The sequence below is a fragment of the Methylorubrum zatmanii genome (assembly GCF_014845115.1).
Classification (GTDB): domain Bacteria; phylum Pseudomonadota; class Alphaproteobacteria; order Rhizobiales; family Beijerinckiaceae; genus Methylobacterium; species Methylobacterium zatmanii.
The window spans coordinates 1-24,276 of sequence record NZ_NKUI01000063.1; the positions used below are offsets into that span (position 1 = coordinate 1).

Genomic DNA, 24,276 nt, shown 5'->3' on the forward strand with positions numbered 1-24,276 from the left:
AGCCCGGCCTGACGGCGGGACCAATCCGAAAGGCAGGCGCCGGTTTCCCCGGATGCAGGGCAGGCGCGGCATCGGAGCCGCTGTTCCGACGGCGTGGATCGCCTACATCCGGGCCATGTCACGCCCAGTCCCGCCTGCCGCCACCCGCATCGTCTGCATCCGCCACGGCGAATCGACCTTCAACGCGCATCACGAGGCGACCGGTCGCGATCCCGGGCATATCGATGCGCGCCTGTCCGAGCGCGGCCATGCCCAGGTCGCCGCCGCCCGGCAGGCCCTGCGCGACATCCCGTTCGAACTCGTCGTCACCTCGCCGCTGACCCGGGCGCTCCAGACCACCGCCGGGCTCTTCTCCGATCACCCGGCCCGGCCCGCCGTGCTCGTGGAAGTGCTCCATCGCGAGTGCCAGGAGAGCAGTTGCGACATCGGCCGCGCCGCCTCGGTGCTGGCCCGCGAATTCCCGGCCTTCCGGGTCGACCACCTGCCCGAGACGTGGTGGTACGCCGAGGGGGAAGCCGGGCCGGAAGGCTGGCATGTCGAGCCGCGCACCTTGTTCGACCGGCGCGTCGCGGGTTTCCGGGACTGGCTGCGGGCACGGCCGGAACGGACCATCGCGGTGGTCGGCCACTGCACCTTCTTCTACCACCTGACCGGCCGCTGGCTCGCCAACTGCGAAGCCTTGGACATCGACCTCGCCGACGAGCCGCGCCCGCGCGCCTACGGCTGAGACGGGGCCCGCTCGATCAGAGCGGTCCCGCATCGGCAAGCCCGCGCGGCGTCTGAGCGAAGGCCGAATCCGCATCCCGAAGGGGTCAACCGGATTTGATATGAGCACCGATCCGCGCCGCCTCGAGCCGGTCACGGGCGCTCAACAGATCGATGGCGGGTGCCTGTCGGCCGATCTGCAACGCCGCGTCGAGGAGACCCAGGGCGAGGGTCCATGTCCCTTCGGAGAAGGGAGCCGCTCCCTCCGCCACCTCGGCGGCGCAGCGCGGATCGGTGAAGGCGCGGATCGCGGCCGTAGCGGTGCGCGCCACCGCCGAGGCGCGGGCGCCGACGGCCCAGGCGCGCCGGCAAGCGGCGGCATGGGACAGGGCACCGCCCTGCATCTCGGCAACGCGCAGGACCGCGAGGGCGGTGCCGGCATCCCGCGCCGTCTCGCACCGGGCGGCGAGGGCCGGCAGGCCGGCCCCGTCGAGGAGCGGTGGCAGGATGCGGCGCACGCTCTCGAGGGCGAGGAAGGCGGTGCGGGCCGCCTCGATCTCGGGCGCATCCGCAGAGCCGGAGAGCCGCAGCACGAAGGCCATCAATCCCTGCCGCTCGGCTTCCGGCATCGCGTCGTTGAGACCGAGTGCGTAGGCCGCGAGCGGGCGCGAGAAGCAGGGCGGGCAATCCTCCGTCGCCCGGATCGCCCGATAGGGCAGCCCCGCCGCGACGATGGCCGCCTCGTTGATGCAGGTGCCTCCATCCGGCCCCGGAAAGGCATGCGAGCCCTTCAGAAGTCGCCAGTTCAGGATGGTGTCGAAGGCATCCAGGGCGCTGCGTTCGGTCAAGATGGGCGTCCTCCCGATCCGGGGAGGCAGCCTGCCACGGCTTCGCGGCGCTTGGCGAGAGCTTCCTTGGCGAAGGGCTTCAACCGCCGAAGCCCGTGGCCATGCCGCACACCATCGCCAGCCCCAGGACCAGCACGAAGGCGCCGGCCAGGAGTTCGAGGCCGCCGACCGCGAGGAGGCCGGCTTGGCCGCGCCCGCCTGCGAGCCGCAAGGCCAGCGCCTTGGCGAAGACCGCGAGGCTGGCGAGCACCCCCGTCGTCAGCGCGGTGCCGAGGGCCATGGCGAAGGTCGCGGCGATGCCGGCGGCGAGCATGCCCTGCGCGGCGCAGAACACGAGGATCAGCACCGCCCCGGCGCAGGGACGGCTGCCGGCGGCGAGCACCACGCCGGCCCGCTCGCGCCATCCCCCGAGCCGGTCGATGACGGCGGCATCGGTGAGATGGGCATGGCCGCAGCCGGGCCCGCAGGCCGTGGCGGGTGCATCGCCAACGAGGTTCGCGAGTCGCCCGGCCTTGCGCCACGTCAGGACGGCACCGAGCACGGCGACGAGGGCGAAGCTCACGGTCTCGATCAGGGTGCCGGCGCGGGTCATCCCGGCGGCGGTCGCCTTGAGGACGAGGACACCGAAGCCGACGATGGCGATCGCCACGCAAGCCTGGAGCAGGGCCGCCGCCGCGCTCAGGGCGAAGCCGCGCCGCAGGGTCCGCTCACCGGCAACGATGTAGCCGGCGATCACCGCCTTGCCGTGACCCGGCCCGGCGGCGTGGAACACCCCGTAGGCGAAGCCCATCACCACGAGCGGCATCCAGCCGCCGCCCGCCTTCAGCGCCGTGACCGCGTTCTGAAGCGCGCGTGAGAAATTCGATTGGACCGCGAGCAGCCAGCCGCCGAGCCCCGTCGCCGCAGGGGCTGCCTCGCGAAAACCGATGCCGAAGGGGGAGCGCGGCGGCGGCGCGGCGAGGTTGGGGCCGAACGCCCAGGCGATCAGGGCCAGGATGGCGGCGGCCGCGAGCACCGCGCCGGCGGTCAGCACCAGCCGAAGCGGCAGCCGGCTCGAGGCCGGCCCCGCGCGCCGGGGCGCGGCGCTTACGGACATGCGACGATGGCCCGGTTGGCGAATTGCTCGCCGTAATTCGAGGCGGTGGTGAGCGCCTCGAACATCGCCTCCGTCATCGACTGGCCGGGCTGAGCTGCGGCGGGTTCGGTATTCTTTGCCCGTGTCACCGTGGTGATGCAGCCGGGCGCGGCGCCGGGCAGGCGCACCGCATCCGTTCCTTCGGCGAGGCTGAAGGCGACGAAATAGGTCGGGTCGTAGACTTCGAGCGCCGCGACGCCCCGGCCCTGCGCGGCCGGCGCCTTCAGCGGCAGCAGGAAGCTCAAGGTGAGCCGGTCACCGTCCATCACCATGCGGGCATCCCGCGGCTCGGCGAAGGCCTGCTCCTTGCCCGCCACCTTGAGCTTCGTGAAATACGCGAACTCGGCGAGGCTGCCGGTATTCTCGGTCGCGAGCCCCTGCAACTCCTCGGACGAGAGCTTGCCGTCGCCATTGGTGTCGAGGCCCTGCGTCACGAAGGACGAATAGGCGGAGTCGAACGTCCAGGTGTGGCGGATGCCGGCGACCCGCCCGGCCTCGTAGGCAAGCTCGGCCTTGGCGGTCACCCAGACATGGGGATGAGCCGCGGCCGGACCGGCGCAGCCGAGGGCGGCGGCCAGGACGAGACATCGAAGGGATGCGGCAAACGGCATGGCGCTCGGGTCGATGCTCGGCTGGCTGTCCGGTTCGGCGACGGGGCTTACCCTGCCCGGACGATCAGGCGAAAGCAGGGCGTCGCCTCTTCCGACCAGCCGGAGACCACCTGTCGGGACGAGGCGCTATGGACGCTTGAGCAGCGCCTCGACTTCGGCGGCCTCCGCCTCGGACAAGCCCTCCGCCTTGGGTGCCCGGCGGCGCGACAGGCGCCAGATGCCGAAGGCCCCTAAGCCCACCGCGAGGAGCGGACTCAGCCAGAGCAGCAGGGTGTGCCAGCCGAAGACCGGGCGCAGCAGCACGAACTCGCCGTAGCGGGCCACCACGTAATCGACGACCTGCTCATTGCTGTCGCCCTCCTTCAGCCGCTCCCGCACCAGCACGCGCAAGTCCTTGGCCAGCGGGGCATCGGAATCGTCGATCGACTGATTCTGGCAGACGAGGCAGCGCAGGCCCTCGGAGATGTGCCGGGCCCGCGCCTCCATGGCAGGGTCCTTGAGCACCTCGTCGGGCTGCACGGCGAGTGCCGGGACCGCGACGAGGCCCAGGGCGAGCGCGACGAGCGCGGAGCGGAGGCGGGGCATCACTCGGCCGGCACCGCGGCGGGCGGCAGCTTCGCCCGCGCCTTGACCGGCGCGCCGACGCGCATGCGCCGGTCGGTGAGGGACAGCCCTCCCCCCGCCGCCATGATCAGGGCGCCGATCCAGATCAGCAGCACCAGCGGCTTGTGATAGAGCCGCAGGCCGATCGAGCCATCGGGCATCACCTCGCCGAGGCTGGCGTAGATCTGGCTCACCCCCACGGTCTTGAGGCCGGATTCGGTCACCGTCATCCGCCGGGAGGGATAGAAGCGCTTGCCGGTCTCGACGGTGCCGACCGCGTCACCCTCCTTCGTGCGAAGGGTCAGGAAGGCGGTGGTCTCCTCGTAGTTCTCGCCCTTGCGCGGGCCGACCCGGTCCAGGGTCGCGACATAGGGCCCGGCGGCGACCCGGCCTCCGGGCTTCAGGGTGGCGAGGCCTTCCGTCGCCCAGCCTTGGCCGGCAATGCCGAGCACCACCACGCCGACGCCGGCATGGGCGAGCGCCGTGCCCCAGGCCGAGCGCGGCAGGCCGAGCGCCCGGCGCCAGGTCGTGCCGAGATCGCGGGTCCGGCTCTGGCCGTAGCCGCGGGCGCGCGACCAGATTTCGAGGCCCGAGCCGATGATCAGGTAGGCGCCGAAGCCGAGGCCCACCGGCGCCATCACCGGGCCGCCCCAGGTGAGCGCCGCCGCGACGACGCCGACGACGAGGGCCAGGGCGAAGGCCGCGAACAGGCGCTGCGCGGCCGCCGCGATGTCGCCCCGCTTCCAGGCGAGCGCCTGCCCGAAGGGCACGATCACCAGGAGCGGCAGGGCGAGCGGCACGAAGGTCCAGTTGAAGAAAGGCGGACCGACCGAGATCTTCTCCGCCGTCAGCATCTCCAGGAGCAGCGGATAGAGCGTGCCGACGAACACCGTGGCGCAGGCGGCCACGAGGAACAGGTTGTTGAGCACCAGCGCGCCCTCGCGGGAGATCGGCGCGAACAGGCCGCCCTGGCGCAGGGTCGGCGCGCGCCACGCGAACAGGCTCAGCGAGCCGCCGATGAACAGGGCGAGGATGCCGAGGATGAAGACGCCGCGGCTCGGATCGGAGGCGAAGCTGTGGACCGAGGTCAGCAGCCCCGATCGCACGATGAAGGTGCCGACCAGCGAGAGCGAGAAGGTGAGGATGGCGAGCAGCACCGTCCAGACCTTCAGGGCGTCGCGCTTCTCCATCACCACGGTGGAGTGCAGCAGCGCGGTGCCGGCGATCCAAGGCATCAGCGAGGCGTTCTCGACCGGATCCCAGAACCACCAGCCGCCCCAACCGAGTTCGTAATAGGCCCAGTAGGAGCCCATGGCGATGCCGAGGGTCAGGAAGCTCCAGGCGATCAGCGTCCAGGGCCGCACCGCCCGCGCCCAGACGGCATCGATGCGCCCCTCGATCAGGGCGGCGACGGCGAAGGCGAAGCTGATCGAGAAGCCGACATAGCCGAGATAGAGCAGCGGCGGATGGATCGCGAGGCCGGCATCCTGCAGCAACGGGTTGAGGTCGTTGCCCTCCAGCGGCGCGGGCGCCACCCGAGCGAACGGGTTCGAGGTCGTGATGATGAACAGCACGAACACGAAGGTGATGCTCGCCTGCACCATCAGCACGTTGGTGCGCAAAACCGGCGGCACGGAGGCCTTGGCGCCGGCGACCCAGGCGCCGAACAGGGCGAGGATCAGCACCCAGAGGAGCATCGAGCCCTCATGGTTCCCCCAGACGCCGGAGATCTTGTAGATCAACGGTTTGGCGGTGTGCGAATTCTCGACGACGTTCTGGACCGAGAAGTCCGAGGCCACGTGCGCATAGGTCAGCGCGCAGAAGGCGAACAGGATGCAGGCGAAGGTGCCGAGCGCCGCCGGCCCCGCCACCTCGCGCAAAGCCGCATCGCCCGAGCGCGCCGCCCAGGCCGGCATCACCGCCTGAACCAGGGACAAAGCCAGCGCCAGCGCCAGCGCGTAATGGCCGACCTCGACGATCACCGGCACCCCTCCTGCGCGACTTCGATCCGAACGTGCATGAGGTTTCTCACCGCTCGCTGCGCTGGCCCAGGGTCGCGTCGGCCGAGGCCGGCTTCACCGCTTCCTTGGGCGTCTCCTTGCCCCCGCCCTCCTGCCAGCGTCCCTGCGCCTTGAGCGCGTCGGCCACCTCGCGGGGCATGTAGTTCTCGTCGTGCTTGGCGAGCACGGTATCGGCCCGGAACACGCCGCCGGCATCGAGGCTGCCCTCGGCGACGATCCCCTGGCCCTCGCGGAACAGGTCGGGCAGCAGGCCGCGATACTGCACCGGGACGGTCGCGTTGGTGTCGGTCACCGAGAACTCGACATTCTGGTCGGGGCCGCGCTTCACCGAGCCGTCCTTCACGAGGCCGCCGAGCCGGAAGCGCGTTCCCGGCGGGACGCCCTGGGCGGCCACCTCGGCGGGGGAGCGGAAGAACACGATCGAGCCGCTCATCGCCGACAGGATCAGCCCGAGCGCCAGCGCGAGCACGGCACCACAGGAGGCGATGAGGATCAGGCGGCGGCTCTTGCGGGTCACGACGGTTCCGTCCCGGTTCGTCGGCGTCTTCTCAAGACCTTCAGGAGTGGCATGACAGCCTGAAGGCGGCCCGACGTCTTTATGTCGATCAGGCTTCCGGTTTCGGCTCAGGCGCCGTCCGGGTCAAGGTTGCGCGGCCGGGACCGATTGTCAGGGGCCGAACCTTACCCGGTTAAGGCTGGCCGGCAGGCGCCAGGCCGAGCTCCCGGCCCAACGCATCGAGGCGCTCCACCGCCGTCGGGTTGGCCGCCAGCGCCATCTTCGCCCGGTCGAGGGCCTGGGCCGCGGCGGCACGGTCCCCGAGGACGCCGTAGGAGCGCACGAGGCGCATCCACTCGTCGGCGCTGCCGCCCTTGGCGGCGAGGCGGCGGTCGAGATTCGCGACCATGCCGCGAATCGCTTCCTCGCGTTCGGCCGTCGGCATCGCCCGGATCGCGGCGGCGGCATCGGGCTCCGCCGCCTCGGCGCGGCCGGGTTCGGCAGCCTTTTCCCGGGCCTCCGGAGGCGGCGCCCCGGTCCGCTGCGCGAGACCGAGTTCGTGGGCCTGCGCATCGAGGCGGCCCTGCGCGTCCTTGTCCTGGGCCAAGGCCTTGCGCGCCCTGTCCAAGGCCTCGAGCGCCTTGTCGCGCTCGCCGAGCACGGCGTGGGAGCGGATCAGCCGCAGCCACTCGTCGGCGCTGCCACCCTGCTTGGCCAGCCGCCGCTCCAGCCCCTCGACCATGCCGCGGATGGCGTCGATCCGCTCGGACGGCGGCAGGGCCTGGATGTTGGCCCCCGGCCCAGCGGCGGGTGCCTCCGGCTTCGACCCGTCCTCACCCTTCGGCGCGGCGGTGGTCTCGCCCTTCAGCCGCGCGAGGCTGTCCCGCACCGTGGGGAGCCAGGGCGCATCCGCAGGCGCGGAGGCAACCAGCGCTTCGAGGCGCCGCACGGCGCCGGCCGGATCGCCGGACTGCTCGTCGCCGCGCGCGAGGTAGAATTGCGGCTTGGCCGCTTTCGGATCGGCGGCGACGGCCCGGTCGAGCACCTTCCGCGCCTCCGGCGAGACCGTGCCGTCGGCCGCCGCGATCAGAGCCTCGCCCCAATCGGACAAGGTCTGGGCATCCTCGCCCTTGAGGCGGACCAGGGCGGCATAGGCCCGGGCCGCGTCGTCGAAGCGGCCGAGCCGCATATAGACCGGGGCGAGGACGCTCCAGCCGCGGGCATCGTCCGGATGGTTGGCGAGCCGCGCCTCGATCTGGCCGATGGCGGTCATCAGATCCTGCGCCCCCGCCCGCGTCGCCTTGCGGTCGGCATCCGTCTGCGAGGGCAGGTTGGGCGAGCCGTAGAGGCCGTAGACGACCAGCGCGACGAGGGGGATCGTCGAGAGGGCGAAGGCGGAGGCCGCGCGGCGCTGGCGCAGATGCGGCTCGGCGATCGGCGCCGCATCCGCCGGATCCGCGCGCTCCTCGCGGCTCGCCCGCAGCAGCCGGCGCGCCGCCTCGGTCCGGGCCGCCTCAGCCTCGGCCGGGGCGATCAGGCCGCGCGCGAGGTCGCGCTCGATCTCCGCGAGCTGGTCCTCGTAGAAGCCGGTCTCGGTGGCGAGCCCTGCGGCGGCGCCCGCGCTGTCCTGCCGGCGGCGACGCGACATCGGCCACAGCAGCGCGAACACGGCCGTACCGGTCATGGCCGCAAGGATGAACCAGATCGCCGTCATCAGACCCAGGAATTGAACTCGGCTCCGTGTAGAGCCCGAGCGGGTCCCGCACGACATCACCCTCGGGCGACACGTCGTCACGCACGGGCTAAGCATGGCCATAGCACAGGCGAACCGGCGCGTAACCTTTCGCCGGCCAACCTCGCCTCAGCGTTGTCCGGCTCCCGCCGGGGCATCGCCCGGCACCTCGATCACCGCGCGCAGCCCACCCAAGGCCGCCGCCTCCAGGCGGAAGCGGCCGCGATAGAGCGCGGCGAGATCGGCCACGATCGACAGGCCGAGGCCGGAGCCGGGCTTGGTCTCGTCGAGGCGCCGGCCGCGCTTGAGCACCGCCGCGCGATCCTCCTCGGGCAGGCCCGGCCCGTCATCCTCCACCGCGACCAGAAGGTGCGGATAATCGTGCTCGCCCGTCGGCGCCGCCGAGATCGAGACGCGGCCGGCGGCCCATTTCGAGGCGTTGTCGACGAGATTGCCGATCATCTCCTCGAAATCCTGCTTCTCGCCCCGGAAGCGCAGGCCCGGCGGCACGTGGACCTCGTAGGCGATGTCCTTGTCGCGGTAGATCTTGCCGAAGGTCCGCACCAGCCCGGCCAGCGCCGGCTCGACATCCGTCGAGGTGCCGAGGGTGCCGGCGAGAGCGGCGGCGCGGGCCCGGTCGAGGTGGTAGTTCACCTGATCGCGCATCACCGCCGCCTGCTCGCGGATCTTGTCGGCCAGCTCCGGCGGGGCCTCGCTGCCCCCGGCCTCGTTGACGATGATCGAGAGCGGGGTCTTCAGCGCGTGGGCGAGGTTGCCGACCTGGGTGCGGGCGCGCTCCAGGATCTCGCGATTCGTCTCGATGAGCAGGTTGATCTCGCCCGCGAGCGGCGCGATGTCGCGCGGATACTCGCCGTCGATCCGGTCGGCCTCGCCCCGGCGGATCGAGCCGAGCGCGGTGCGCAGCTTGCGCAGGGGCGCGAGGCCGAAGCGGATCTGCAGAAGCGCGGTCGCCGCCAGCGAGAAGCCGAGCAGGCCGAAGGTCATGAACAGCGAGAAGCGGAAACGCTCGACATCGTTGACGATCTCGTCCGCCGGGCCGGCCACCCGCACGGTGTAGCGCCCGTCGGCTCCGACATCGACATCGCGCTCGACGATGCGCAGGGTGCGGTCGTCCTGGCCCTTGCCGTAGCCCTGGCGGATCTGGCCGATGGTGGCGGTGCCGGCCTGATCGGGCCCTTTCAACGGCACGCCGACGAGGGAGCGCGAGGTGCGCAGATCCCTCGGCTTCGCGTCCGGCCGGCCGACCTGCCAGTACCAGCCCGACAGGGGCAGGTCGAAGCGCGGATCGCCCAGCGAGAAGGAGCGTGTCTCGGGATCGCTCGGGCTGACGAGATCGGTGGCGAGATTGTTGGCGAAGACGAGCAGCCGGCTGTCGAAGGCCCGCTCGGTGTTCTCGCGATAGAGCGTCGTGAGAATGAAGGCCGCGATGACGAGGATCGCGGTGCTCGACAGGAACGAGGAGACCGCGAGCCGCACCGCGATGGAGCGGCGGCGCAGGGGAAGCCAAGCGAGGCGGTCGGTCATGAATCCTGGCTCGCAAGAAACCGTGCGGGCGTGCACATCATGCGTGCCCGCTCTCTACACTTTCATTGGGGAGGAGGCGTCGCCCCTCAGATCGGTGAAGCCGAGACGAACCGCCTCGCCCGTCTCCTGCCCGACCAGAACGGCTGGCCGCTCAACGAGGCCACCGAAATTGCCGTTCTCAACGCGTCGGAGCGGGATGAGAAACCTCCGGCCTTGTGGGAGTGGCCGAAGCCGATGAAGCGGTCTTCGCTGCGCTGACCGATTTCGGCCGCCAAACGATGAGCGTCACCCCCGCCCGGTCGGCTGGTTCGGGTCGATGAGGTAGCCCAATCCCCGCACCGTCTGGATCAGATCGACGGCGAGTTTCTTCCTCAGGCGCCCGACGAACACCTCGATGGTGTTGGAATCCCGGTCGAAATCTTGGTCGTAGAGGTGTTCGGTCAGCTCCGCCCGAGAGACGACGCGGCCGGTATGATGCATCAGGTAGGAGAGCAGCCGGTATTCGTGGCTCGTCAGCTTGATCGGCGCGCCGTCGACGAAGACGCGGCCGGAGCGGGTGTCGAGGGTGACGGGGCCGCAGGCGATCTGGCTGCTGGCATGCCCCGCCGCGCGCCGCAGGATCGCCCGGACCCGGGCCATCAGCTCTTCCATGTGGAAGGGCTTGGTGACGTAGTCGTCGGCGCCGGCATCGAAGCCGTCCACCTTGTCCGACCAGCGGTCGCGGGCGGTCAGGATGATGACGGGGGTCTTCACCCCGGCCCGGCGCCAGTTCTGCAGCACGGTGACGCCATCGGCCTTGGGCAGGCCCATATCGAGGATGATCGCGTCGTAGGGCTCGTTCTCGCCGAGATAGCCGCCCTCCTCCCCGTCGAAGGCCTTGTCGGCGACGTAGCCCGCCTCCTCCAGCGCGGCGACGACCTGCCGGTTGATGTCACGGTCGTCCTCGACGACGAGCAGGCGCACGGTCGATCACTCCTTAAATACGAGCCGGCGATGATGCCGCATCGCCGCTCGCCCCCTGCGGGGCCGTCATTTTAGATCCTGCGGATGTCCGCGGGAGGCGCGACATCTGATGATCGGTCCAATTCCATGCCACTTCATTAAAATGGTGTCATGGCCCTAGACTACCATTGACCGCTCACCTGTCCCGATTGGGCATCGACCATGACGTGCAGGAACTGCCCGTCCCGGCGCAAGGCCGTCAGCAGATAGACGAGGCCCTCCTCGTGCCGACACAGGCTGGCGCGTTGGATTTCGGCCCGCGGGACGATCTGGCGCGCCGCGCGAATCGCGGAGAGAGGCGGGACGACGCGCTTTTCGGCCACCGCCTCGCGCAGATCGGCGGGCGAGAGGCAGTCGTCGCCGCGGTTCATCGGCTCCCGCGCCACAGGGGCCGGCGCGATGGCGCCGGTCTCCTCGGCGAGCGGGCCGACCGCACCCGTCGCGAGAACCGCGGCGGTCGAGACGACGATCAGCAGGGCGAAAGCTTGGCGCATCGAGGGCGACTGTCGCGCCAGGGCACTGAATGTGCCCTGAATGTTCGCGAGGACCGACGATTTCGGGGTCGCGTAAGCTGTCTTGCGGTTGAGGGCCATGTCCGGGTCGGCAATGCTGTCGAGATCAAGGCGGAACGGCCGCGCCGGTTCCCGGGCAACAATGCCGGCACCCGTACCGGCCCCTGCCGCTCACGCCGCCTCCCGCTGCGGCGGCCCGAGGGAGCGGTCGAGACACAGCCGGATTGCGAGGCCGGTGAGATCCCGGCCGTCGATAGGTTCGCGGGCGGCATCCCACAGGGTGAGCAGCGAGCGCTCGAAACCGCAGCGGGCGACTTCCAGACGCCGCGACGCGGCGCGGTCGCGACGAAGCCGTGAGAGCCACCGGCCAGCCCCGTCCCGGGCCGATGCGAACAGGTCTGCGGGCATCCTTCACTCTCCTCGTCGTTCACGGCCTCGGGCGGTGCTGCAAGTCGCTCATGCGCCGCAGCACCTCCTCGAACTTCTCGCGGGCGCGCTCGTCACTGCGCTCGACGGCGCAGGCGGTCTCACTCGCGAGCCGCACCAGATCCTCCAGCACCCGAGTGCGGCTCTCCAGGGCGGCGGCCACCGCCGCATTGGTCTGGGAGGCACGTTCCAGGGCCGCGGCGGTCGCCCCGGTCTCGGCGATGCGCGCCTCCAGGACGCGCAGACCGTCTCGATAGAGATGCAGGCAGGCCAGCCCCAGCAGCACCGCGACGATCCAGCCGGCCCCCCCATCGGCGAAGAGCAGGCGCGCGGCCTCGGCGGCGATCTTGTCCACGGAGGGCCTCCCGGCTCATGGAAAAGCCACCGCACCCATCGCGCGATGGGCGCCCCGTTCAAGAGCCCTGCGGCCGGTTCGCGCGCGAAACATCAGGCGAGCGCGCGGGAAACCCGCGTCGGATCGCGCCCGACGATCTTTTCGAGGGCAGGCTCGAGGGTGTTGCCGGCGGTGGCCGCCTCCTCCAGGGGCAGGCCGCGGAACACCTTCTCCGCGAGTCCCTCCCCGCCGCCCGCCGCCCGGATCAGCCATGCGGGCGCTTGATCGAGCGCCCGCTGCACGGCGCGGGCGATCACCGCCGAGCCGATGGACACCGTGAGCGTGCGCCCGCGAACGGCGCCGGAAACGGCGTTGAGGGCGTAATCGGTCGCGTTGCGCACGAGGCGCTCGACCAGAGCATCGGTGACCAAGAGGCGGAGGGGACCGCCGATCCGGGCGAGCATTGCGGCGAAGGCGGCGGCGAGAACCGGCGTGACCAGAGCGGTGCCCCCCTGGGCGAGGGCGGATAGAGCATCGCCCCAAGGCAGGACGACACTGGTGGTCTCGGCGACGGGAGGGGGGACGGCATAGGCCGGCACGCAGCCTCCGAGAACCAGAAGCAGCGGGGGCAGAATGGCCTTGGCGAACGGCATGGGGATGATCCTTCTACGGGGAGGAAAGCGTTTCAGTGAGAACGGCGCAGCCGCTCCCGCAGGCGCGCGATCCATCCGCCCGGCGCAGCAGGCGGGGACGGGGCGGGAAGCGGGACGGGCTGCGCATCGCCGCGCCGGGCTCGCGGCAGGGCCGTCTCGTAGGGCGTGCGGAACTGGTCGTACTCGCCCTGGCGGCGGGGGATCAGCGCGGCCGGGCGGTCCCACAGCAGGATCGCCTCGGCGGCGCCGGCCCGGTCGCCCGCCCGCAGACGCCGCAGCACGGTCGAGCGCAGGAAGGCCGCCGGGCCGATGTTGAAGCAGAGCGAGACCAGCGCATCGAAGGCGTGCTGCGGCAGAGCCTCGGGAAGCGCCCCCGCGACGATGCGGACGAAGCGCGCCACGTCGCGGACGAAAAGCGCGTCGGCCTCCTGTTCGTCCAGGCGCAGCCCCGCCCGCGGAATCGGCGGGCCCGAGGCGGCCGTGTGGCCGACGCCGACCGTCCAGATGCCGGCGCTGTCGCGATAGGCTTCGAGCCGCCGCCCCTCCCGGGCGATCAGCACGGCACGGCCGACGGCACTGAGGTCCATCGCGGAATCTCCGGTCTTGAGAGGAAGGCGGCGCATGGCCGATGGGTCGTCCGCCCGGCGGCGCGCCCTAATCGAGATTCTCGAACAGCAGCGAGAACAGGATGTTGGTGGCAGCCGGGGCGCCGCTGCTTGACACCACCTTGAGGCACCAACGGTCGGCGGCCTCGAAGACCGCGCTACTGGTCAGATCGACCGCCTGGTTGGAGTTGCTGCCGGAAATGGTGCAGGTCAGCGCCGTGTCGCTGAACAGCTTCTGCAGGGTAAAGGTCCAGCTCTGGCCCGAGCCCGGCGCCGCCTGCGTCACCACGCGCAGCTGCCTGAACCGCCCCCGCCGGCCGGCCGCGACATAGACCTCGCTCTGGTAGCCGCTGATCAGGGCGTTGGTGAAGTAGCGCGTCGACCCGGCCGGAACCGAGCCGGGTCCGCTGTTGCCGGCGATCACCTGCGCGGTCAGCACCGGCACCTCCGCGACGGTGGGGCGGCCCGGAAAGGCGACCCGCCCCGTCGCCCGGTCGATCCGCAGGGCCTCGAACCACGCGCCGCCATCGGGGGAGACCTTCACGTGAAGGTCGTCGTCTCCGGTCAGGCCGATCTCGGCACGGGCAGAGAAGCCGGTCTGCATCAGCAGCGAGAGGACGTTGCCGGCCGCCTGCTTGTTGAGGGTGCAGCGCAGGTCGCCGCTGCCGCCCTCCCCCGTGGCCAAGGCGGTCCAGAGCGCCTTGTTGAGCTTGGCCGCGAAGGGGTTGTCCGCGTCGGCGGCCGTGCCGATCCCGAGGCGGGAGAGGTTTTGCAAGATCGTCAGGGTGCTGCGGAACGGGACCCAGGTCGAGCCGGTGAAGGTGTAGAGATCGGCTTCGTCGGCGACGAAGGCGAGCCAGCCGATCCGCGGCAGCAGGGGCAGCCAAGCGCCATCCTGGAAACGAGCGATCCGCCCGGCCCATCCGGCCCATCCGGCCCAGGCGCCGGAGGGATTGTCCGTCGCGATCAGGTAGCGGTCGCCTTCGGCCGGGCCGGAGGGCGGCGCGGTGCGGTCCTTGTCGAGGACCGCGAGCTGCACCAGCGCGTCGAGCAGCGCCAGCGCCTCGTTGTGGGTGACGTGCTTCTGCGCCTGCCCGGCCGCGATCAGCGGCAGGGCGAGGCTCGGGGTCGTGTCGGCCATGGGCCGCCTCCGGGCATGAGGGGTCGGGAAGGTCGGGCTTCAGACCGTGCGCACGCTCACCCGCGCGCGGGTGGCGGGACCGGGGCCGGCCAGCGTGCCGAATTGCGCCACGGCGAAGGCGATCTCGGTGCGCGGGGCACCGAAATCGGCCGTCTCGTCGGCCGCCGTGTAGAGCAGGCGCGTCGTCGCGGCAGAGAGGGTGCGCAGCACGCTCCCGTCATCGGCGAGGATGTCGAGGCGATAGGCTTCGGCACTCTCGCCGAGAGGCACATCCGCCGGCTCCCAGGCATCGGCGTCGCGCCGCGCCCGGCGGGTCCAGCTGAGCCATAATCCCGCCGCCTCGCGCCGGGCCCGCAGATGCACCGGACGCAAGGGGAGGAACGCATCGAGCCCCGCCGCCGCCTCGAAGCCGACGACGGTCGGGTCGGCCGGATCGCGCTCCGCCGGGCCGACCCGGTAGGTGAAGAGCCGCCCCGCCTCGTCGAGACGGTCGACGAGGGGCACGACGGCGCCGTCATCGAGGCGGACGATCAGGCTGCCCGCGCCCGCAGCCCGGCCCGCGGCCGCCTCGCTGCCGGCAAGCCCGCGCAGCAGGCCGGAGAGCCGCCACGTCTCGGGCCCGGTCAGGTCGGCCCTGGCTGCGGCGAGGATCTCGACCGCCCCATCGCTTCCTACGAGCGCGAACAGGTTGCCCCCGGCAAGCGCCGCCGCCTCGCCGATGCCGCTCAGCCCTTCCGCGTGGCGTAAGCTGACGTCGAGCCGGGCATTGCGGTCGAAGCGCCAGAGCGGGCCCGGCGGCAGGGCGCTCAATGTTTGGCCGAGGCAGGCCGGATGGTCGAGATTGCGATGGGGCAGGAACGGGGACCCCGCGCCGGCCGAGCGCCAGACCGCGACCGCGCCGGGCCAGGGATCGGCGGCCACCGCGAGATAGGAGAGCGGCACCGGGTTTCCGCGCTCGACCGGGAGGGTGAGAGGCAGGGCGAAGACCGGCCCCGGCAGGGCCGGCGGTCTCCGGCCCGGCCGCGGTGCCGGCCGGACGGGGGCGGGCTCGCGTCCGGGAAACGGCACGGCCCGCGTCTCGATCCGGCGACCGGCCGGCGCGTCGTCGATGCGGGCGATGCGGTGGAGCACGCCCCGCGTCTCGCCCGGAAGCCTCACGAGGTCGCCGGGCTCCAGATCGATGCGGCGCGGGCTGACGCTGAAGGCGGCCGTGTCGCGGCCGGCCAGGGCCGCGTCGAGCACGGTGTCCGCGAGCGCCTGCGCGGCCTCGCGCCGGGTGAGGATCGCGGCATCGATGCGCAGTTCCTGCCGCCGCTCCCCGGCCGGCCGCGCGGCCGCGACCGTGGCCCGGCGGTACTCCGCGCTCTCGCTGTCGCCGAAGCCGATCTCGAGGGAACGGGGCAGCTCGCTCTCCTGCGCCCGCACCCGGCGCAAGGGGGCCTCGTCTCCCTCGGCCTGAACGAGATCGGCCGTCTCCAGCGTGACCGGCGCGCCGCCGCCTCCGCCGCGCATCCGCAGCACACCGCCGGAGACCGACACGTCGAGGCCGAACAGCCGGGCGAGCGGCTCCAGCGCCTCCCGGGGCGAGAGCGGCCGGTCGAGCACGTAGCCATCGAGGAAGCCGTCCGCGTCGATCTCGGCCTCCGCCGCGACGCCGAGATCGGCCAGGATCGCCGCGATCAGGCGGTCGAGTTCCACCCCCTCGACGCGGCCGGTGATCCAGTGGCCCAGCGCCCAATTGGCCGCGTCCGACCAGACGCCGGTGAAATCGGGAAAGGCCGGGAAGGGCCGCGCGTCCCAGGCCCAGACGAAAACCGTCTCGGGCGCGATCATCCGGCCGCCATAGACCGGCGAGACCGGGTTATGGGCCGGATCGAAGCCCGGCTCGGCCGGGTCGAAGCGCGCGAGGACCGCCTCCAGGCCGCGGGCCTGGATCAGGTCGTCGCGGCTGCCGCGGGAGAAGGGCGGCGCGGCATTCTCCGAGGATTTCGGGTCGGGAAAGACATTGGGTCCGTTGGTGCCGCGGTCGACGGCGGGGATGCCGATCTCGGTGAGCCAGATCGGCTTGCCCCGCGGCACCCAGGCGGTCGGCCCGGTCTCGACCCCACCGGCACGCTCGACATGCGGGTTCTCCCACCACGCAACCAGATCCTTGGCCCGGTAGATCCAGGGCTTCCCGCCATCCCCGTCGGTGATCGGGCTCCGGCGCTGCGCGGCGCGGTCCTCCGGGCTGGCATAGGACCAGTCGAAGGCCTCGCCGGCGCCGAGACGCTCCTTGAGATAGGCGCGGTCGTAGACGCTGGAGGCCTCGCTCGCGTCGCGGTGATCGGGCCCGTCGCGCCAATCGGAGATCGGCGGGTAGTAATCGATGCCGACCGCGTCGATGGCCGGATCGGCGAAGAGCGGATCGAGGGGGAAGCGCACGCAGGCGCCGCCCTCCCGGACATGGGCGCCGTACTCGGTCCAGTCGGCGGCGTAGACTAAGCCGACGCCGTCCCCGAGGCGGGCGCGCAGTTCGGTGGCCAGCGCCCGCAGGCGAGCGACCGCCGGGTAGGTCCCATCCGGTCCGCGCACCCGCGTCAGGCCGACGAACTCGCTGCCGAGAATGAAGCCGGAGAGGGGCGCGCCCGCCGCCGCCCAGGCCACGGCAAGGTCGGCGTAGTGCAGGATCATGGCCCGGTAGCCCTGCGGGCCGTCGAAGAAGGCCGCGACCTGGTCGGCCGCCGCCTGCGTCCCGTCCGGGCTGCCGGGCCGGCCGGGAGCGGGATCGCAGGTGATGCGCCCGCGCCAGGGATAGGCCGGCTGCGGGGCGGCGGGATCCTGCGGGTCCGGCAGGGCATTGCCGGCCGGCACGTCCATCATCACGAAGGGATAGAGCACGACCGAGAGCCCGCGGCGGACGAGATCCGCCACGAGGCGGCCGAGGCCGGCATCGGCGGGCGTGCCGCCATAGGCGGCGGTGTCGCCGACGCGTGACACCGCCCGTGCCGTCGCCCGGGTCAGCCCGGCCACCGCCCAGGGCTCGCCCGTCGTCGCCTTGGCGACGGAGTCGACTCGCGGCGTGACCGTGCAACGGCCGGCGCGCAGATCGTCGCCGAACCAGCTCGTCACCACCGAGACCCGGCTCAGGCGCGGACAGAGCGCCTGAAGCGCATCGAGGGAGGCGACGACGTCGCTCGCACCCTGCAACTGAAACCGGTTGGCGGGCTTCGTGGCGCCGAAGCCCGCCTCCTCGCTGACGGCGAGGGGGTCGAGGCCGCATTCGGTGGAGCCGGGGATCAGGCAGACGGCGCGAATCCGCGCGCCCAGCCCCGCGACGGGGCGGATCACCTCGAAGGCGAATTGCGGGATGCGGTTGCCGAAGGCGCCGAGGGGAAACCGCTCGAGCACGACATAGGCGAGTCCGCGATAGGCGGGAGCGTTGTCGGCGCCTTCCTTGGCGACGATCAGCGGATCGGCCTCCTGCGTCGTGCTGCCGGTATGGATGCGCAGGGTCAGCGTCGTCCAATCGAGTTCGCTGCCATCCGCCCAGATCCGGCGGACCAGGGCGATCTCGCCGGCGCAGAGCCCAATCGCGAGGTTGGCGAAGTAGCTGTAGGCGGTGCGCACGGTCTTCCGCCCGCCGGCACCGCCCTTGGAACCGGAGGAAGCGCGCTCCACGGTGGTATTGGCGACCTCCAGCGGCCGGGTCGCCCAGATCAGCGTGCCGCCGATCCGCGCCCGCCCGTAGACCCGCGGCACCGGGGCCCCCTCGCTCGAAGCAAGGCCGCCGAGTTCGGTCAGCCGCGGCCCCTCGACGAAGCGCGGGCTCGATCCGGCACCGAACATGGCATGATCGATGGCCGCCCCGCCCGCCGCGCCGGCCACCCGCCCGATCATGCCGCCGATGGGGCCGCCGAGGGCATTGCCGAGCGCCTCGCCGGCCGTCTGGAGGACGAGCGTGGTCATGGCGGGACCTCCTGCGGTGTCACGCGGGATCGGGAAATCGGAAGGCGTGGACGAGATGCCGCCGCCACCAGGGTGTCAGGGCGACCTCCGCCACCACCGCGCCGTCATGGGCGTGGATCATCGCCCCCGGTCCGGTGGCGATGGCGCAGTGCTTGGCCGGCAGATGCGCGCGGAAGGCAAAGAGCAGCACGTCGCCCGCCCGGGGACGGTAAGCCGTCATCGGCCCGGCGACGGGGACGAGGTGGCGGCGCGCGGCCGCGAGCAGCGGATCGTCGCCTCGCGCCGACTCGGCCCAGGAGGCGGCATAGGGCGGCGCCTCCTCCGGCTCGGGGCCGAGCACCGCCCGCCAGACTCCGCGCAGCAGCCCGAGGCAGTCGCAGCCCACCCCCTTCACGGAGGCCTGGTGCCGATAGGGCGTGCCGGCCCAATTCCGGGCCTCCGCCACGATCCGCTCGGCGAGCGGCGCGGATTCGCGCATGATCCCCTCACCGGAACAGGCTGGAGCCGTCGAGGCGCGCCCCGGCCTCGGGGGTCGCGCGCAGTACGAAATCATTGCCCGGCATGTGCGGGAATCCCTGGAAGTTGAGGCTGTTGGCGAACCGGTCGCGGCAGGTGGCGAGGCTCTTGTCGCAGCCGGCGGTGAGGCTGAACCCGTCCCCCGCCGCCACCGGTCGGGGCGGCGCCTCCCAGAGGTCAAGGATGGCGCCCGCCCCGTCGCGGCGATGGGTCCGCAGATCGGCCGCGAAGCCGGCATTGGCGCCCCGATCCCAGACGAGGCGCCCCCCGGAGAACCAGCTCTCCGGGAACGAAGCGGCCAGGGTGACGGCGAGGCGGCCGGGTTCCGGCACCGCGTCCACCGTCCCGGTCGTGCGGAAGCGGGGATCTTTCAGGTCGATGCGGCAGCGGCCATCGCCGAGATCCGCGTCGCAGGCGGCGCGGAAGGTCCGGCCCACGGTGACGTCGAGGCGGTGCATCAGCCCGCGCAACTCGGCGACGAAGGCGCCTCCCGCCCGGCGGATCTCGCCGATGGTCGCGAGATCGATCAGGAGGCGGGCCTCGGGTTCGGCCCAATCGACCAGCCAGGTCTCGACGCCGGCTCCGTCATAGAGACCCGCTGCCACGTCCTCCTCGGTGATCCCGGCGGAGGTCAGCGCGCCGGCCACCTCACCGCCGCCAACGGCAAAGCCCAGTTCCGTGCTGACCTCGGCGGCTTCCAGGCCGGTCCGGGCGGCGTAGGTCACACCGGAGAGGGTGAGGTCGCGGTCGTGATCGGTGAAGCCGAGGACGAGGCCGTCGCGGCGGTGAAGGGCCCAGCAGCGGCAGAGGGCCGTCGCCCCCTGGCCCAGGCGGGCGGCGAGGGCGGATGGGATCGGGCGCATCGGCTTCCCCTCACAGTACGATCTCGATCAGCGGAATCCGCGGCACCTCGCCGGCGGTGAAGGCGGCGAGGTCGATGCTGAGCTCGTCGGTGTCGAAGCGGACCGGCACATCGAATTCGAAGCCGGCGGTGATCGCCGCCCCCGGCGGCGGCACCGCACCGGGGGCGAAGGTGAGGCGGCCCGTGGCGGGATCGCAGGAGACGGCGCCCGCCGCGAGCTCGACGCCGTTCACGGCCACGCGGACGCTGCCGGCCACCGGCTTGGCGATGGTGCGGCGATAGGCCTGCGGCCCGCCGCCATAAGTCTTCGCCAGGGCGAAGACGCGGGTCGCGCCGTCGCCGGTGCCGATGGCCTGGTCGATCGGCGCGGGTGCCTGCGAGGGCGGCCCGGAGCGGTAATCGACCCGGTCGCGGTAGCGGAAGCCGTAGAGCCGGCCGCGCCGCTCCTCGAAGAAACTCAGCACCGCGTGCAGCGCGTCGAGGGTGCGGATGCCGAGGCCGGCATCGTAGCGGCGACGCGAATCCGCCCAGCGGCTGTTGCGGTGCTCTTGCCCCGAGGCCAGCGTGACGATCTCCGTCCGCCGCACCGGGCCGCCGCTGCCGCGCAAGGCAACGTCGAGGGGAAAGCGCACCTCGTGGAAGTCGGACGGCATGGCGGATCTCTCAGAGGGCGCGCTGCCCGCGGGCGACCGCGCGGGCGAGGCGGGCGGCGACCTGGGCCTCGGAGCGGCGGAAACCTTCGACGTCCGGCGTCGCGATGTTGACGGTGACGGCGACCGGCCGCTCGGCGGCACCCGCCGCGACACCGAGGCGTCCGTCACTGCCGCGCTTGAGCGGCAGGATCGCCTCGGGACCTGCCTCGCCCATCAGGCCGACGCCGTCATTGCCCGCGAGGGGAAAGTAAGTCGGTGCCGCGACGACCCCGCCGCTGGCGAAGGGCCGCACGCGGCCCCCGCCGACCACGCCGCCGAGCCGGAACGGCAGGATCCGGCCGGCGGAGACGACCCCGCCCCTGGCAAGCGCCGTCGTCTCGTCGGCATCGGACGCCGCGCTCAGCAGATTGTTGACGAGGCTCCTCACCCCCGCCTTCACCGGCGCCAGCGCCACCTTCGCCGCGACGGTCGAGAGCTTGCCCGCGAGCGAGGCCAGCAACCCGTCGAGCTGGCGCCCGGAATTGAGGTTGCGGTCGAAGGCCGAGGACAGGCTCTGCCCGAAGCGCTGGGCCAGCTTGTCCAGGGTTTCGAGCTGCTTTGCCCGCTCGGCGGTGCTGCGGTCGGGATCGGTCATCGTGGTGCCTCGGGATCGGGATGGGCGGCGAGCAGCCGGTCGAGATCGGCCCGGGCCAGGGCGTCGGGGCGGGGCCGGATCAGGCCCGCCGCGGCAGCGAGTTCGCGGGGCGTGGCGGCCCAGAGGTCGCGCGGGCGCCAGCGCAGGGTCGAGAGACCGAGCGCCAGCACCGCGTCCCACGGGAAGGCGGAGACGGGGGTCTCCGGCGCGGTGCTTCCCGCAGCGGTCAAGGGTCCTGAGGCAGCGCCTCGCCGCGAGGGTCCGGAGGCGGCGCCTCGCCGAACGCCGCCACCAAAGCCTCTTCCAGGGCCTCGGCCACCGCCGGCAGGCCCGTGGCGAGGGGCAGGCGAGCCACCGCCGCGTCGTCGAGGGCGTGGCCGCCCCCGCGCAGGGCCGCGCCCAGCAGCGCAATCACGTCACGGGTGGCGAGCCGGCCCGTCGCGAAGCGTTCGGCGAGCCCGGCGAGGTCGCCCGCGCCCAGGGCATCCTCCAGCTCGGCCAGCGCCCCGAGGGTCAGGCAGAGGGTGTAGCGCTCGCTCCCGAGCGCGAGCGGCACCTCGCCGCGTCTGCGGTTGGCCATGGTCACACCGCCGCGAAGCCGAGGGGACCGGCGGAATCGAGGGCGATGTCGAAGGTCACCTCCCCCGCATGGTCGCCGCGATATTCCAGGCTGGTGATCTGGAAGAGGCCCTCGATGGTGCCGAAGGCGGGAATCACGATCTGGAAGGTGTCGATCACCCCATCGAAGAACATCTGGCGCAGGCGCGCGTCGGAGGTCTCGTCGCGGAACACGCCGGCCCCGGAGATGGCGGCCCGCCGGATCCCCGCACCGGCCAGCAATTCGCGCCAGCGCCCGGCCGAATCGGCATTGGTGACATCCACGGTCTCGGCGTTGAAGGCGAGCTGGCGGGCGCGCAACCCCGCCACGGCGGTGAAGCCGCCGGCCCCGTTGCTGACGCGGACCAAGAGGTCCTTGCCCTTCTGTGCACTCATGCTGCGGCTCCAGGATAGTGAGGTGGTCAGGCCGCGACTTCGGTCACGGCCTCGAAGGCGAGGATCGTCCGGGCCTCGCCGGTCTGCTCGTCGCGGGTGCTGGCGATGCGCGTGAGGCGCAGGAACACGAGGGCGTGCCCGGCCAGCGCGAGGTCGGCGTCGTCGAGGAGCACGGCCATGCGCTCGGCGGCATCCAGGGCGGTGCGGGCCGATCCGGGCTTGGCGAAGACGACGAGCGTCAGGGCGTGGCGATGGCGGCGGGCGCCCACGACCGAATCGTCGCCGGCCTCGCCGTCGCCGAAGAGGGCGTAGACCGGCGCGGCGCCCCGTGGCGGCTCGTCGTAGAGCCGCAGGCTTCCGCCCATCAGCACGGCGAGCCCCGGATCCCGGGCGAGACGGGCGAGGATGCCGGCGCGCAGCGCCAGCAGCGGGCTGAGGCTGCTCACGGTGCGGCCTCCTCGATCACTTCCTCCACCTCGCAGACGAGGTCGCGGCGGCGCCCATCGGGGTCGTCGGCGGCGCGGATCGTGAAGCGGCGGGGGCCGTCGGCGAGCCGCATGGCGGGGGTGACGCCGGAGCGGTAGCGCAAACCCACCCGATAGAGGCCGGACCGGTCCGTCCGTCCGCCCCGGTTCGGGGCACGGCTCCCCAGCGCCTCGAGCGAACCCCAGAGGATCGGCCCGGCTACGTAGCGGCGGATCCGGCCGCCGAACCCATCGGGCTCGTCCACCGGCAATTCGAGCACGAAGCGTCGCCGCCGCGCGCCCAGCGGCCTGTGGGTCATGCCGCATTCTCCTCTCTCGTGACGATCACAGCCGCATCCGCCGGCAGGCGGCGGCGAGCCCCAGGGCGGAGGGCGGCAGGGCCGCACCCACGCCGGCCGTATCCCCGCGATTCTCGAAGCCGTCGGCGACGGCGAGGCACAGGGCCTGGAGCAGGGGCTCGGGCACCGGCGGCCCGTCCCCGCCGCAGCCGGCGACGACCTCGATCAGCGCCGTCCGCGTTCCGAGGGGCGGCAAATCCGGCCCGAGCAGGAGGCAGGGCGCCTCCCAGACATCCGGGCCGAGCCGGATCGGCCCCGGCGCGATGTCGGTGACGGCTCCGCTCTCATCGACCAATGCGGCCCGAGTCACCGCCACCAGCGGGCTCAGCGGCAGCGGAAGCAGCCCGAGGGGCGGCCAATCCGTCAGCACCACCCGAAAACGGGCCGGGCGCAGCAGACGGCGCGAGGCGGCTTCGACCGCGCCCCGCGCCGCCACGATGAGGCGGCCGATCAGGGCGTCCTCGGCGGTCTCGTCGGAGGAGAGCCGCAGATAGGTCCGCATCTCCGTCAGGCTCACCGGCTCGACGCCGGATTCCTCCACGCGTATCGGGATCATGCCGTTCCTTCCTGAAAGCGTTTCACGACCGATGCGCGCGCCGAAACCGTCCGCCGCCCATCCGGTGGGCCTCCTCGCCGGGGCGGCCCTGGCGATGCTGCTCGCCGCTCCGGCGCTCGCCATCGTCGGCGGTCGGGAGGGCGCGCAGGTGCCGGGCGCGGCCTCGGCGGTGATGGTGCTGACCTCAGGCGGCGGGGTCTGTTCGGGCGTCGTCGTCGCCCCGGACGCGGTGCTCACCGCCGGCCATTGCGTGGCGGGGGTGGCCGAGAACCGCATCCATTACCGGGACGAAGCCGGCCGGCCGGTGCTGGCGGAGGTGGCCACCCGCCACCTGCATCCGGCCTATGACGGCGACGCCATCCGTGGGCGGACCCGCTCCATCGATCTCGCCCTGCTGCGCACCCGCGAATCCCTGCCCGCCCGCTTCGCGCCGGCCCCGCTCGGCGCGGCCGTCCCGCGGGCGGGCCAGACCCTCGTCCTCGCCGGCTTCGGCGCGGCGCGGGGCAACGACCGGCGCTCGATCGGCCGCTATCGCGGTGCGACGCTGACCGTGGTCGAGCCCTATGGCCCGAGCCGGATCCTGGTCTGGCTGAAGGCACCCGGAGCGGGCGGCTGCCAGGGCGATTCCGGCGGGCCGATCCTCGACGGCACGGCGGTGGTCGCCCTCGCCGCCTGGGTGAAGGATGCCTGCGGCGGCCTGACCCAGGGCATCCTGCTCGGCCCTCAACGGGACTGGCTCGACCGGACGCTCGCGGGCTGGAACGCGGCGGCGCGCTGGTGACCGGCCCCGCCGGATCGTGAACCGCACGCCTTTCCCGAAGAGGAACCGGAGCTTGGCCGCCGAATTGCCTTCGGATACGGTTCAACCGGTCCGGGATTCGGCTGCAGAATCCCGCGGAGCGCGCCCGGGCCCTGGGAGACA

General features: G+C 72.4%; 28 protein-coding genes. 2 read left to right on the forward strand and 26 right to left on the reverse strand.

The features are described from left to right. Positions 1-115 precede the first annotated feature (115 nt). Positions 116-727: a histidine phosphatase family protein gene (locus MZTS_RS08815; RefSeq protein ID WP_192283295.1), complete on the forward strand. Its 612-nt coding sequence runs from the start codon at positions 116-118 to the stop codon at positions 725-727. A gap of 85 nt (positions 728-812) precedes the next feature. Here the strand turns inward: MZTS_RS08815 and MZTS_RS08820 are convergent, their stop codons facing one another. The 26 genes from MZTS_RS08820 to MZTS_RS08945 all read right to left on the reverse strand — a co-directional run bounded on the left by MZTS_RS08820 (position 813) and on the right by MZTS_RS08945 (position 23,354). After that, on the reverse strand, positions 813-1,553 hold the full coding sequence (locus tag MZTS_RS08820) for a hypothetical protein (RefSeq protein ID WP_009866795.1): 741 nt from the start codon (positions 1,551-1,553) through the stop codon (positions 813-815). Positions 1,554-1,632: 79 nt separating this feature from the next. Continuing rightward, on the reverse strand, positions 1,633-2,649 hold the full coding sequence (locus tag MZTS_RS08825) for a nickel/cobalt transporter (protein ID WP_192283296.1): 1,017 nt from the start codon (positions 2,647-2,649) through the stop codon (positions 1,633-1,635). Continuing rightward, a complete protein-coding gene (locus tag MZTS_RS08830) occupies positions 2,640-3,299 on the reverse strand; it encodes a DUF1007 family protein (protein ID WP_009865399.1) in 660 nt (219 codons plus the stop codon). The genes MZTS_RS08825 and MZTS_RS08830 overlap by 10 nt, the downstream gene beginning before the upstream one ends. Before the next feature lie 126 nt (positions 3,300-3,425). Further along, the gene (locus MZTS_RS08835) at positions 3,426-3,884 is read right to left on the reverse strand and encodes a cytochrome c-type biogenesis protein (RefSeq protein WP_009865400.1); all 459 of its coding nucleotides are present in this window, start codon (positions 3,882-3,884) and stop codon (positions 3,426-3,428) included. Further along, on the reverse strand, positions 3,884-5,884 hold the full coding sequence (locus MZTS_RS08840) for a heme lyase CcmF/NrfE family subunit (protein WP_192283297.1): 2,001 nt from the start codon (positions 5,882-5,884) through the stop codon (positions 3,884-3,886). Before MZTS_RS08840 ends, MZTS_RS08835 begins: the two co-directional genes overlap by 1 nt. A gap of 46 nt (positions 5,885-5,930) precedes the next feature. Beyond that, positions 5,931-6,440, reverse strand: coding sequence for a cytochrome c maturation protein CcmE (gene ccmE, locus MZTS_RS08845; RefSeq protein WP_009865983.1), 510 nt, complete (start codon positions 6,438-6,440; stop codon positions 5,931-5,933). Positions 6,441-6,612: 172 nt separating this feature from the next. Further along, complete coding sequence (ccmI, locus tag MZTS_RS08850; protein ID WP_192283298.1) at positions 6,613-8,133, reverse strand: c-type cytochrome biogenesis protein CcmI; 1,521 nt, start codon at positions 8,131-8,133, stop codon at positions 6,613-6,615. A 147-nt stretch (positions 8,134-8,280) separates the two neighbouring features. Next, positions 8,281-9,696, reverse strand: coding sequence for an ATP-binding protein (locus MZTS_RS08855; protein WP_192283299.1), 1,416 nt, complete (start codon positions 9,694-9,696; stop codon positions 8,281-8,283). Positions 9,697-9,981: 285 nt separating this feature from the next. Further along, positions 9,982-10,659, reverse strand: coding sequence for a response regulator (locus MZTS_RS08860; RefSeq protein WP_009866692.1), 678 nt, complete (start codon positions 10,657-10,659; stop codon positions 9,982-9,984). Between the two features lie 161 nt (positions 10,660-10,820). Further along, positions 10,821-11,192 carry a PepSY domain-containing protein gene (locus MZTS_RS08865; protein WP_192283300.1) on the reverse strand — a complete coding sequence of 124 codons (372 nt, stop codon included), beginning with the start codon at positions 11,190-11,192 and terminating at the stop codon, positions 10,821-10,823. A gap of 189 nt (positions 11,193-11,381) precedes the next feature. Then, positions 11,382-11,618, reverse strand: a complete 237-nt coding sequence (locus MZTS_RS08870) for a hypothetical protein (RefSeq protein ID WP_192283301.1) — start codon at positions 11,616-11,618, stop codon at positions 11,382-11,384. A 19-nt stretch (positions 11,619-11,637) separates the two neighbouring features. After that, on the reverse strand, positions 11,638-11,991 hold the full coding sequence (locus MZTS_RS08875) for a hypothetical protein (RefSeq protein ID WP_192283303.1): 354 nt from the start codon (positions 11,989-11,991) through the stop codon (positions 11,638-11,640). A 92-nt stretch (positions 11,992-12,083) separates the two neighbouring features. Continuing rightward, complete coding sequence (locus tag MZTS_RS08880; protein ID WP_246482056.1) at positions 12,084-12,623, reverse strand: hypothetical protein; 540 nt, start codon at positions 12,621-12,623, stop codon at positions 12,084-12,086. A gap of 32 nt (positions 12,624-12,655) precedes the next feature. Continuing rightward, positions 12,656-13,210 carry a lysozyme gene (locus MZTS_RS08885; protein ID WP_192283305.1) on the reverse strand — a complete coding sequence of 185 codons (555 nt, stop codon included), beginning with the start codon at positions 13,208-13,210 and terminating at the stop codon, positions 12,656-12,658. 67 nt (positions 13,211-13,277) lie between these two features. Then, positions 13,278-14,369 carry a DUF2793 domain-containing protein gene (locus MZTS_RS08890; RefSeq protein ID WP_192283307.1) on the reverse strand — a complete coding sequence of 364 codons (1,092 nt, stop codon included), beginning with the start codon at positions 14,367-14,369 and terminating at the stop codon, positions 13,278-13,280. Between the two features lie 39 nt (positions 14,370-14,408). Further along, a complete protein-coding gene (locus MZTS_RS08895; RefSeq protein WP_192283309.1) occupies positions 14,409-18,317 on the reverse strand; it encodes a baseplate multidomain protein megatron in 3,909 nt (1,302 codons plus the stop codon). 19 nt (positions 18,318-18,336) lie between these two features. After that, positions 18,337-18,795 carry an NlpC/P60 family protein gene (locus MZTS_RS08900; protein WP_192283311.1) on the reverse strand — a complete coding sequence of 153 codons (459 nt, stop codon included), beginning with the start codon at positions 18,793-18,795 and terminating at the stop codon, positions 18,337-18,339. A 7-nt stretch (positions 18,796-18,802) separates the two neighbouring features. Beyond that, positions 18,803-19,696 carry a DUF2163 domain-containing protein gene (locus MZTS_RS08905; RefSeq protein ID WP_192283313.1) on the reverse strand — a complete coding sequence of 298 codons (894 nt, stop codon included), beginning with the start codon at positions 19,694-19,696 and terminating at the stop codon, positions 18,803-18,805. A gap of 10 nt (positions 19,697-19,706) precedes the next feature. Further along, positions 19,707-20,348, reverse strand: a complete 642-nt coding sequence (locus tag MZTS_RS08910) for a DUF2460 domain-containing protein (RefSeq protein ID WP_009863026.1) — start codon at positions 20,346-20,348, stop codon at positions 19,707-19,709. A gap of 10 nt (positions 20,349-20,358) precedes the next feature. Further along, positions 20,359-20,982: a phage tail tape measure protein gene (locus MZTS_RS08915; protein ID WP_192283315.1), complete on the reverse strand. Its 624-nt coding sequence runs from the start codon at positions 20,980-20,982 to the stop codon at positions 20,359-20,361. After that, positions 20,979-21,212 carry a phage tail assembly chaperone gene (locus tag MZTS_RS08920; protein ID WP_192283317.1) on the reverse strand — a complete coding sequence of 78 codons (234 nt, stop codon included), beginning with the start codon at positions 21,210-21,212 and terminating at the stop codon, positions 20,979-20,981. The genes MZTS_RS08915 and MZTS_RS08920 overlap by 4 nt, the downstream gene beginning before the upstream one ends. After that, positions 21,209-21,562 carry a gene transfer agent family protein gene (locus MZTS_RS08925; RefSeq protein ID WP_192283319.1) on the reverse strand — a complete coding sequence of 118 codons (354 nt, stop codon included), beginning with the start codon at positions 21,560-21,562 and terminating at the stop codon, positions 21,209-21,211. The genes MZTS_RS08920 and MZTS_RS08925 overlap by 4 nt, the downstream gene beginning before the upstream one ends. Before the next feature lie 2 nt (positions 21,563-21,564). Then, a complete protein-coding gene (locus MZTS_RS08930) occupies positions 21,565-21,975 on the reverse strand; it encodes a phage major tail protein, TP901-1 family (protein WP_192283321.1) in 411 nt (136 codons plus the stop codon). 26 nt (positions 21,976-22,001) lie between these two features. Then, positions 22,002-22,421, reverse strand: a complete 420-nt coding sequence (locus MZTS_RS08935) for a tail completion protein gp17 (protein WP_192283323.1) — start codon at positions 22,419-22,421, stop codon at positions 22,002-22,004. Beyond that, complete coding sequence (locus tag MZTS_RS08940) at positions 22,418-22,759, reverse strand: head-tail adaptor protein (RefSeq protein ID WP_009864501.1); 342 nt, start codon at positions 22,757-22,759, stop codon at positions 22,418-22,420. Before MZTS_RS08940 ends, MZTS_RS08935 begins: the two co-directional genes overlap by 4 nt. A gap of 25 nt (positions 22,760-22,784) precedes the next feature. Beyond that, positions 22,785-23,354, reverse strand: coding sequence for a head-tail connector protein (locus MZTS_RS08945; RefSeq protein WP_192283325.1), 570 nt, complete (start codon positions 23,352-23,354; stop codon positions 22,785-22,787). Between the two features lie 31 nt (positions 23,355-23,385). On the opposite strand from MZTS_RS08945, the gene MZTS_RS08950 reads away from it, so the two are divergent. After that, the gene (locus MZTS_RS08950) at positions 23,386-24,135 is read left to right on the forward strand and encodes a trypsin-like serine protease (protein WP_192283327.1); all 750 of its coding nucleotides are present in this window, start codon (positions 23,386-23,388) and stop codon (positions 24,133-24,135) included. The last annotated feature ends 141 nt before the right edge of the window (positions 24,136-24,276 follow it).

What these genes read in the sequence shown, in the direction of transcription:
- MZTS_RS08950 (WP_192283327.1), top strand. Translation starts at nt 23,386, where the DNA reads ATGCGCGCGCCGAAACCGTCCGCCGCCCATCCGGTGGGCCTCCTCGCC.
- MZTS_RS08925 (WP_192283319.1), bottom strand. Translation starts at nt 21,562, where the DNA reads ATGGCCAACCGCAGACGCGGCGAGGTGCCGCTCGCGCTCGGGAGCGAG.
- MZTS_RS08905 (WP_192283313.1), bottom strand. Translation starts at nt 19,696, where the DNA reads ATGCGCCCGATCCCATCCGCCCTCGCCGCCCGCCTGGGCCAGGGGGCG.
- MZTS_RS08895 (WP_192283309.1), bottom strand. Translation starts at nt 18,317, where the DNA reads ATGACCACGCTCGTCCTCCAGACGGCCGGCGAGGCGCTCGGCAATGCC.
- ccmI (WP_192283298.1), bottom strand. Translation starts at nt 8,133, where the DNA reads ATGACGGCGATCTGGTTCATCCTTGCGGCCATGACCGGTACGGCCGTG.
- MZTS_RS08855 (WP_192283299.1), bottom strand. Translation starts at nt 9,696, where the DNA reads ATGACCGACCGCCTCGCTTGGCTTCCCCTGCGCCGCCGCTCCATCGCG.
- MZTS_RS08890 (WP_192283307.1), bottom strand. Translation starts at nt 14,369, where the DNA reads ATGGCCGACACGACCCCGAGCCTCGCCCTGCCGCTGATCGCGGCCGGG.
- MZTS_RS08945 (WP_192283325.1), bottom strand. Translation starts at nt 23,354, where the DNA reads ATGATCCCGATACGCGTGGAGGAATCCGGCGTCGAGCCGGTGAGCCTG.
- MZTS_RS08830 (WP_009865399.1), bottom strand. Translation starts at nt 3,299, where the DNA reads ATGCCGTTTGCCGCATCCCTTCGATGTCTCGTCCTGGCCGCCGCCCTC.
- MZTS_RS08900 (WP_192283311.1), bottom strand. Translation starts at nt 18,795, where the DNA reads ATGCGCGAATCCGCGCCGCTCGCCGAGCGGATCGTGGCGGAGGCCCGG.
- MZTS_RS08930 (WP_192283321.1), bottom strand. Translation starts at nt 21,975, where the DNA reads ATGAGTGCACAGAAGGGCAAGGACCTCTTGGTCCGCGTCAGCAACGGG.
- MZTS_RS08880 (WP_246482056.1), bottom strand. Translation starts at nt 12,623, where the DNA reads ATGCCGTTCGCCAAGGCCATTCTGCCCCCGCTGCTTCTGGTTCTCGGA.
- MZTS_RS08825 (WP_192283296.1), bottom strand. Translation starts at nt 2,649, where the DNA reads ATGTCCGTAAGCGCCGCGCCCCGGCGCGCGGGGCCGGCCTCGAGCCGG.
- MZTS_RS08870 (WP_192283301.1), bottom strand. Translation starts at nt 11,618, where the DNA reads ATGCCCGCAGACCTGTTCGCATCGGCCCGGGACGGGGCTGGCCGGTGG.
- MZTS_RS08940 (WP_009864501.1), bottom strand. Translation starts at nt 22,759, where the DNA reads ATGACCCACAGGCCGCTGGGCGCGCGGCGGCGACGCTTCGTGCTCGAA.
- MZTS_RS08885 (WP_192283305.1), bottom strand. Translation starts at nt 13,210, where the DNA reads ATGGACCTCAGTGCCGTCGGCCGTGCCGTGCTGATCGCCCGGGAGGGG.
- MZTS_RS08835 (WP_009865400.1), bottom strand. Translation starts at nt 3,884, where the DNA reads ATGCCCCGCCTCCGCTCCGCGCTCGTCGCGCTCGCCCTGGGCCTCGTC.
- MZTS_RS08815 (WP_192283295.1), top strand. Translation starts at nt 116, where the DNA reads ATGTCACGCCCAGTCCCGCCTGCCGCCACCCGCATCGTCTGCATCCGC.
- MZTS_RS08865 (WP_192283300.1), bottom strand. Translation starts at nt 11,192, where the DNA reads ATGCGCCAAGCTTTCGCCCTGCTGATCGTCGTCTCGACCGCCGCGGTT.
- MZTS_RS08910 (WP_009863026.1), bottom strand. Translation starts at nt 20,348, where the DNA reads ATGCCGTCCGACTTCCACGAGGTGCGCTTTCCCCTCGACGTTGCCTTG.
- MZTS_RS08915 (WP_192283315.1), bottom strand. Translation starts at nt 20,982, where the DNA reads ATGACCGATCCCGACCGCAGCACCGCCGAGCGGGCAAAGCAGCTCGAA.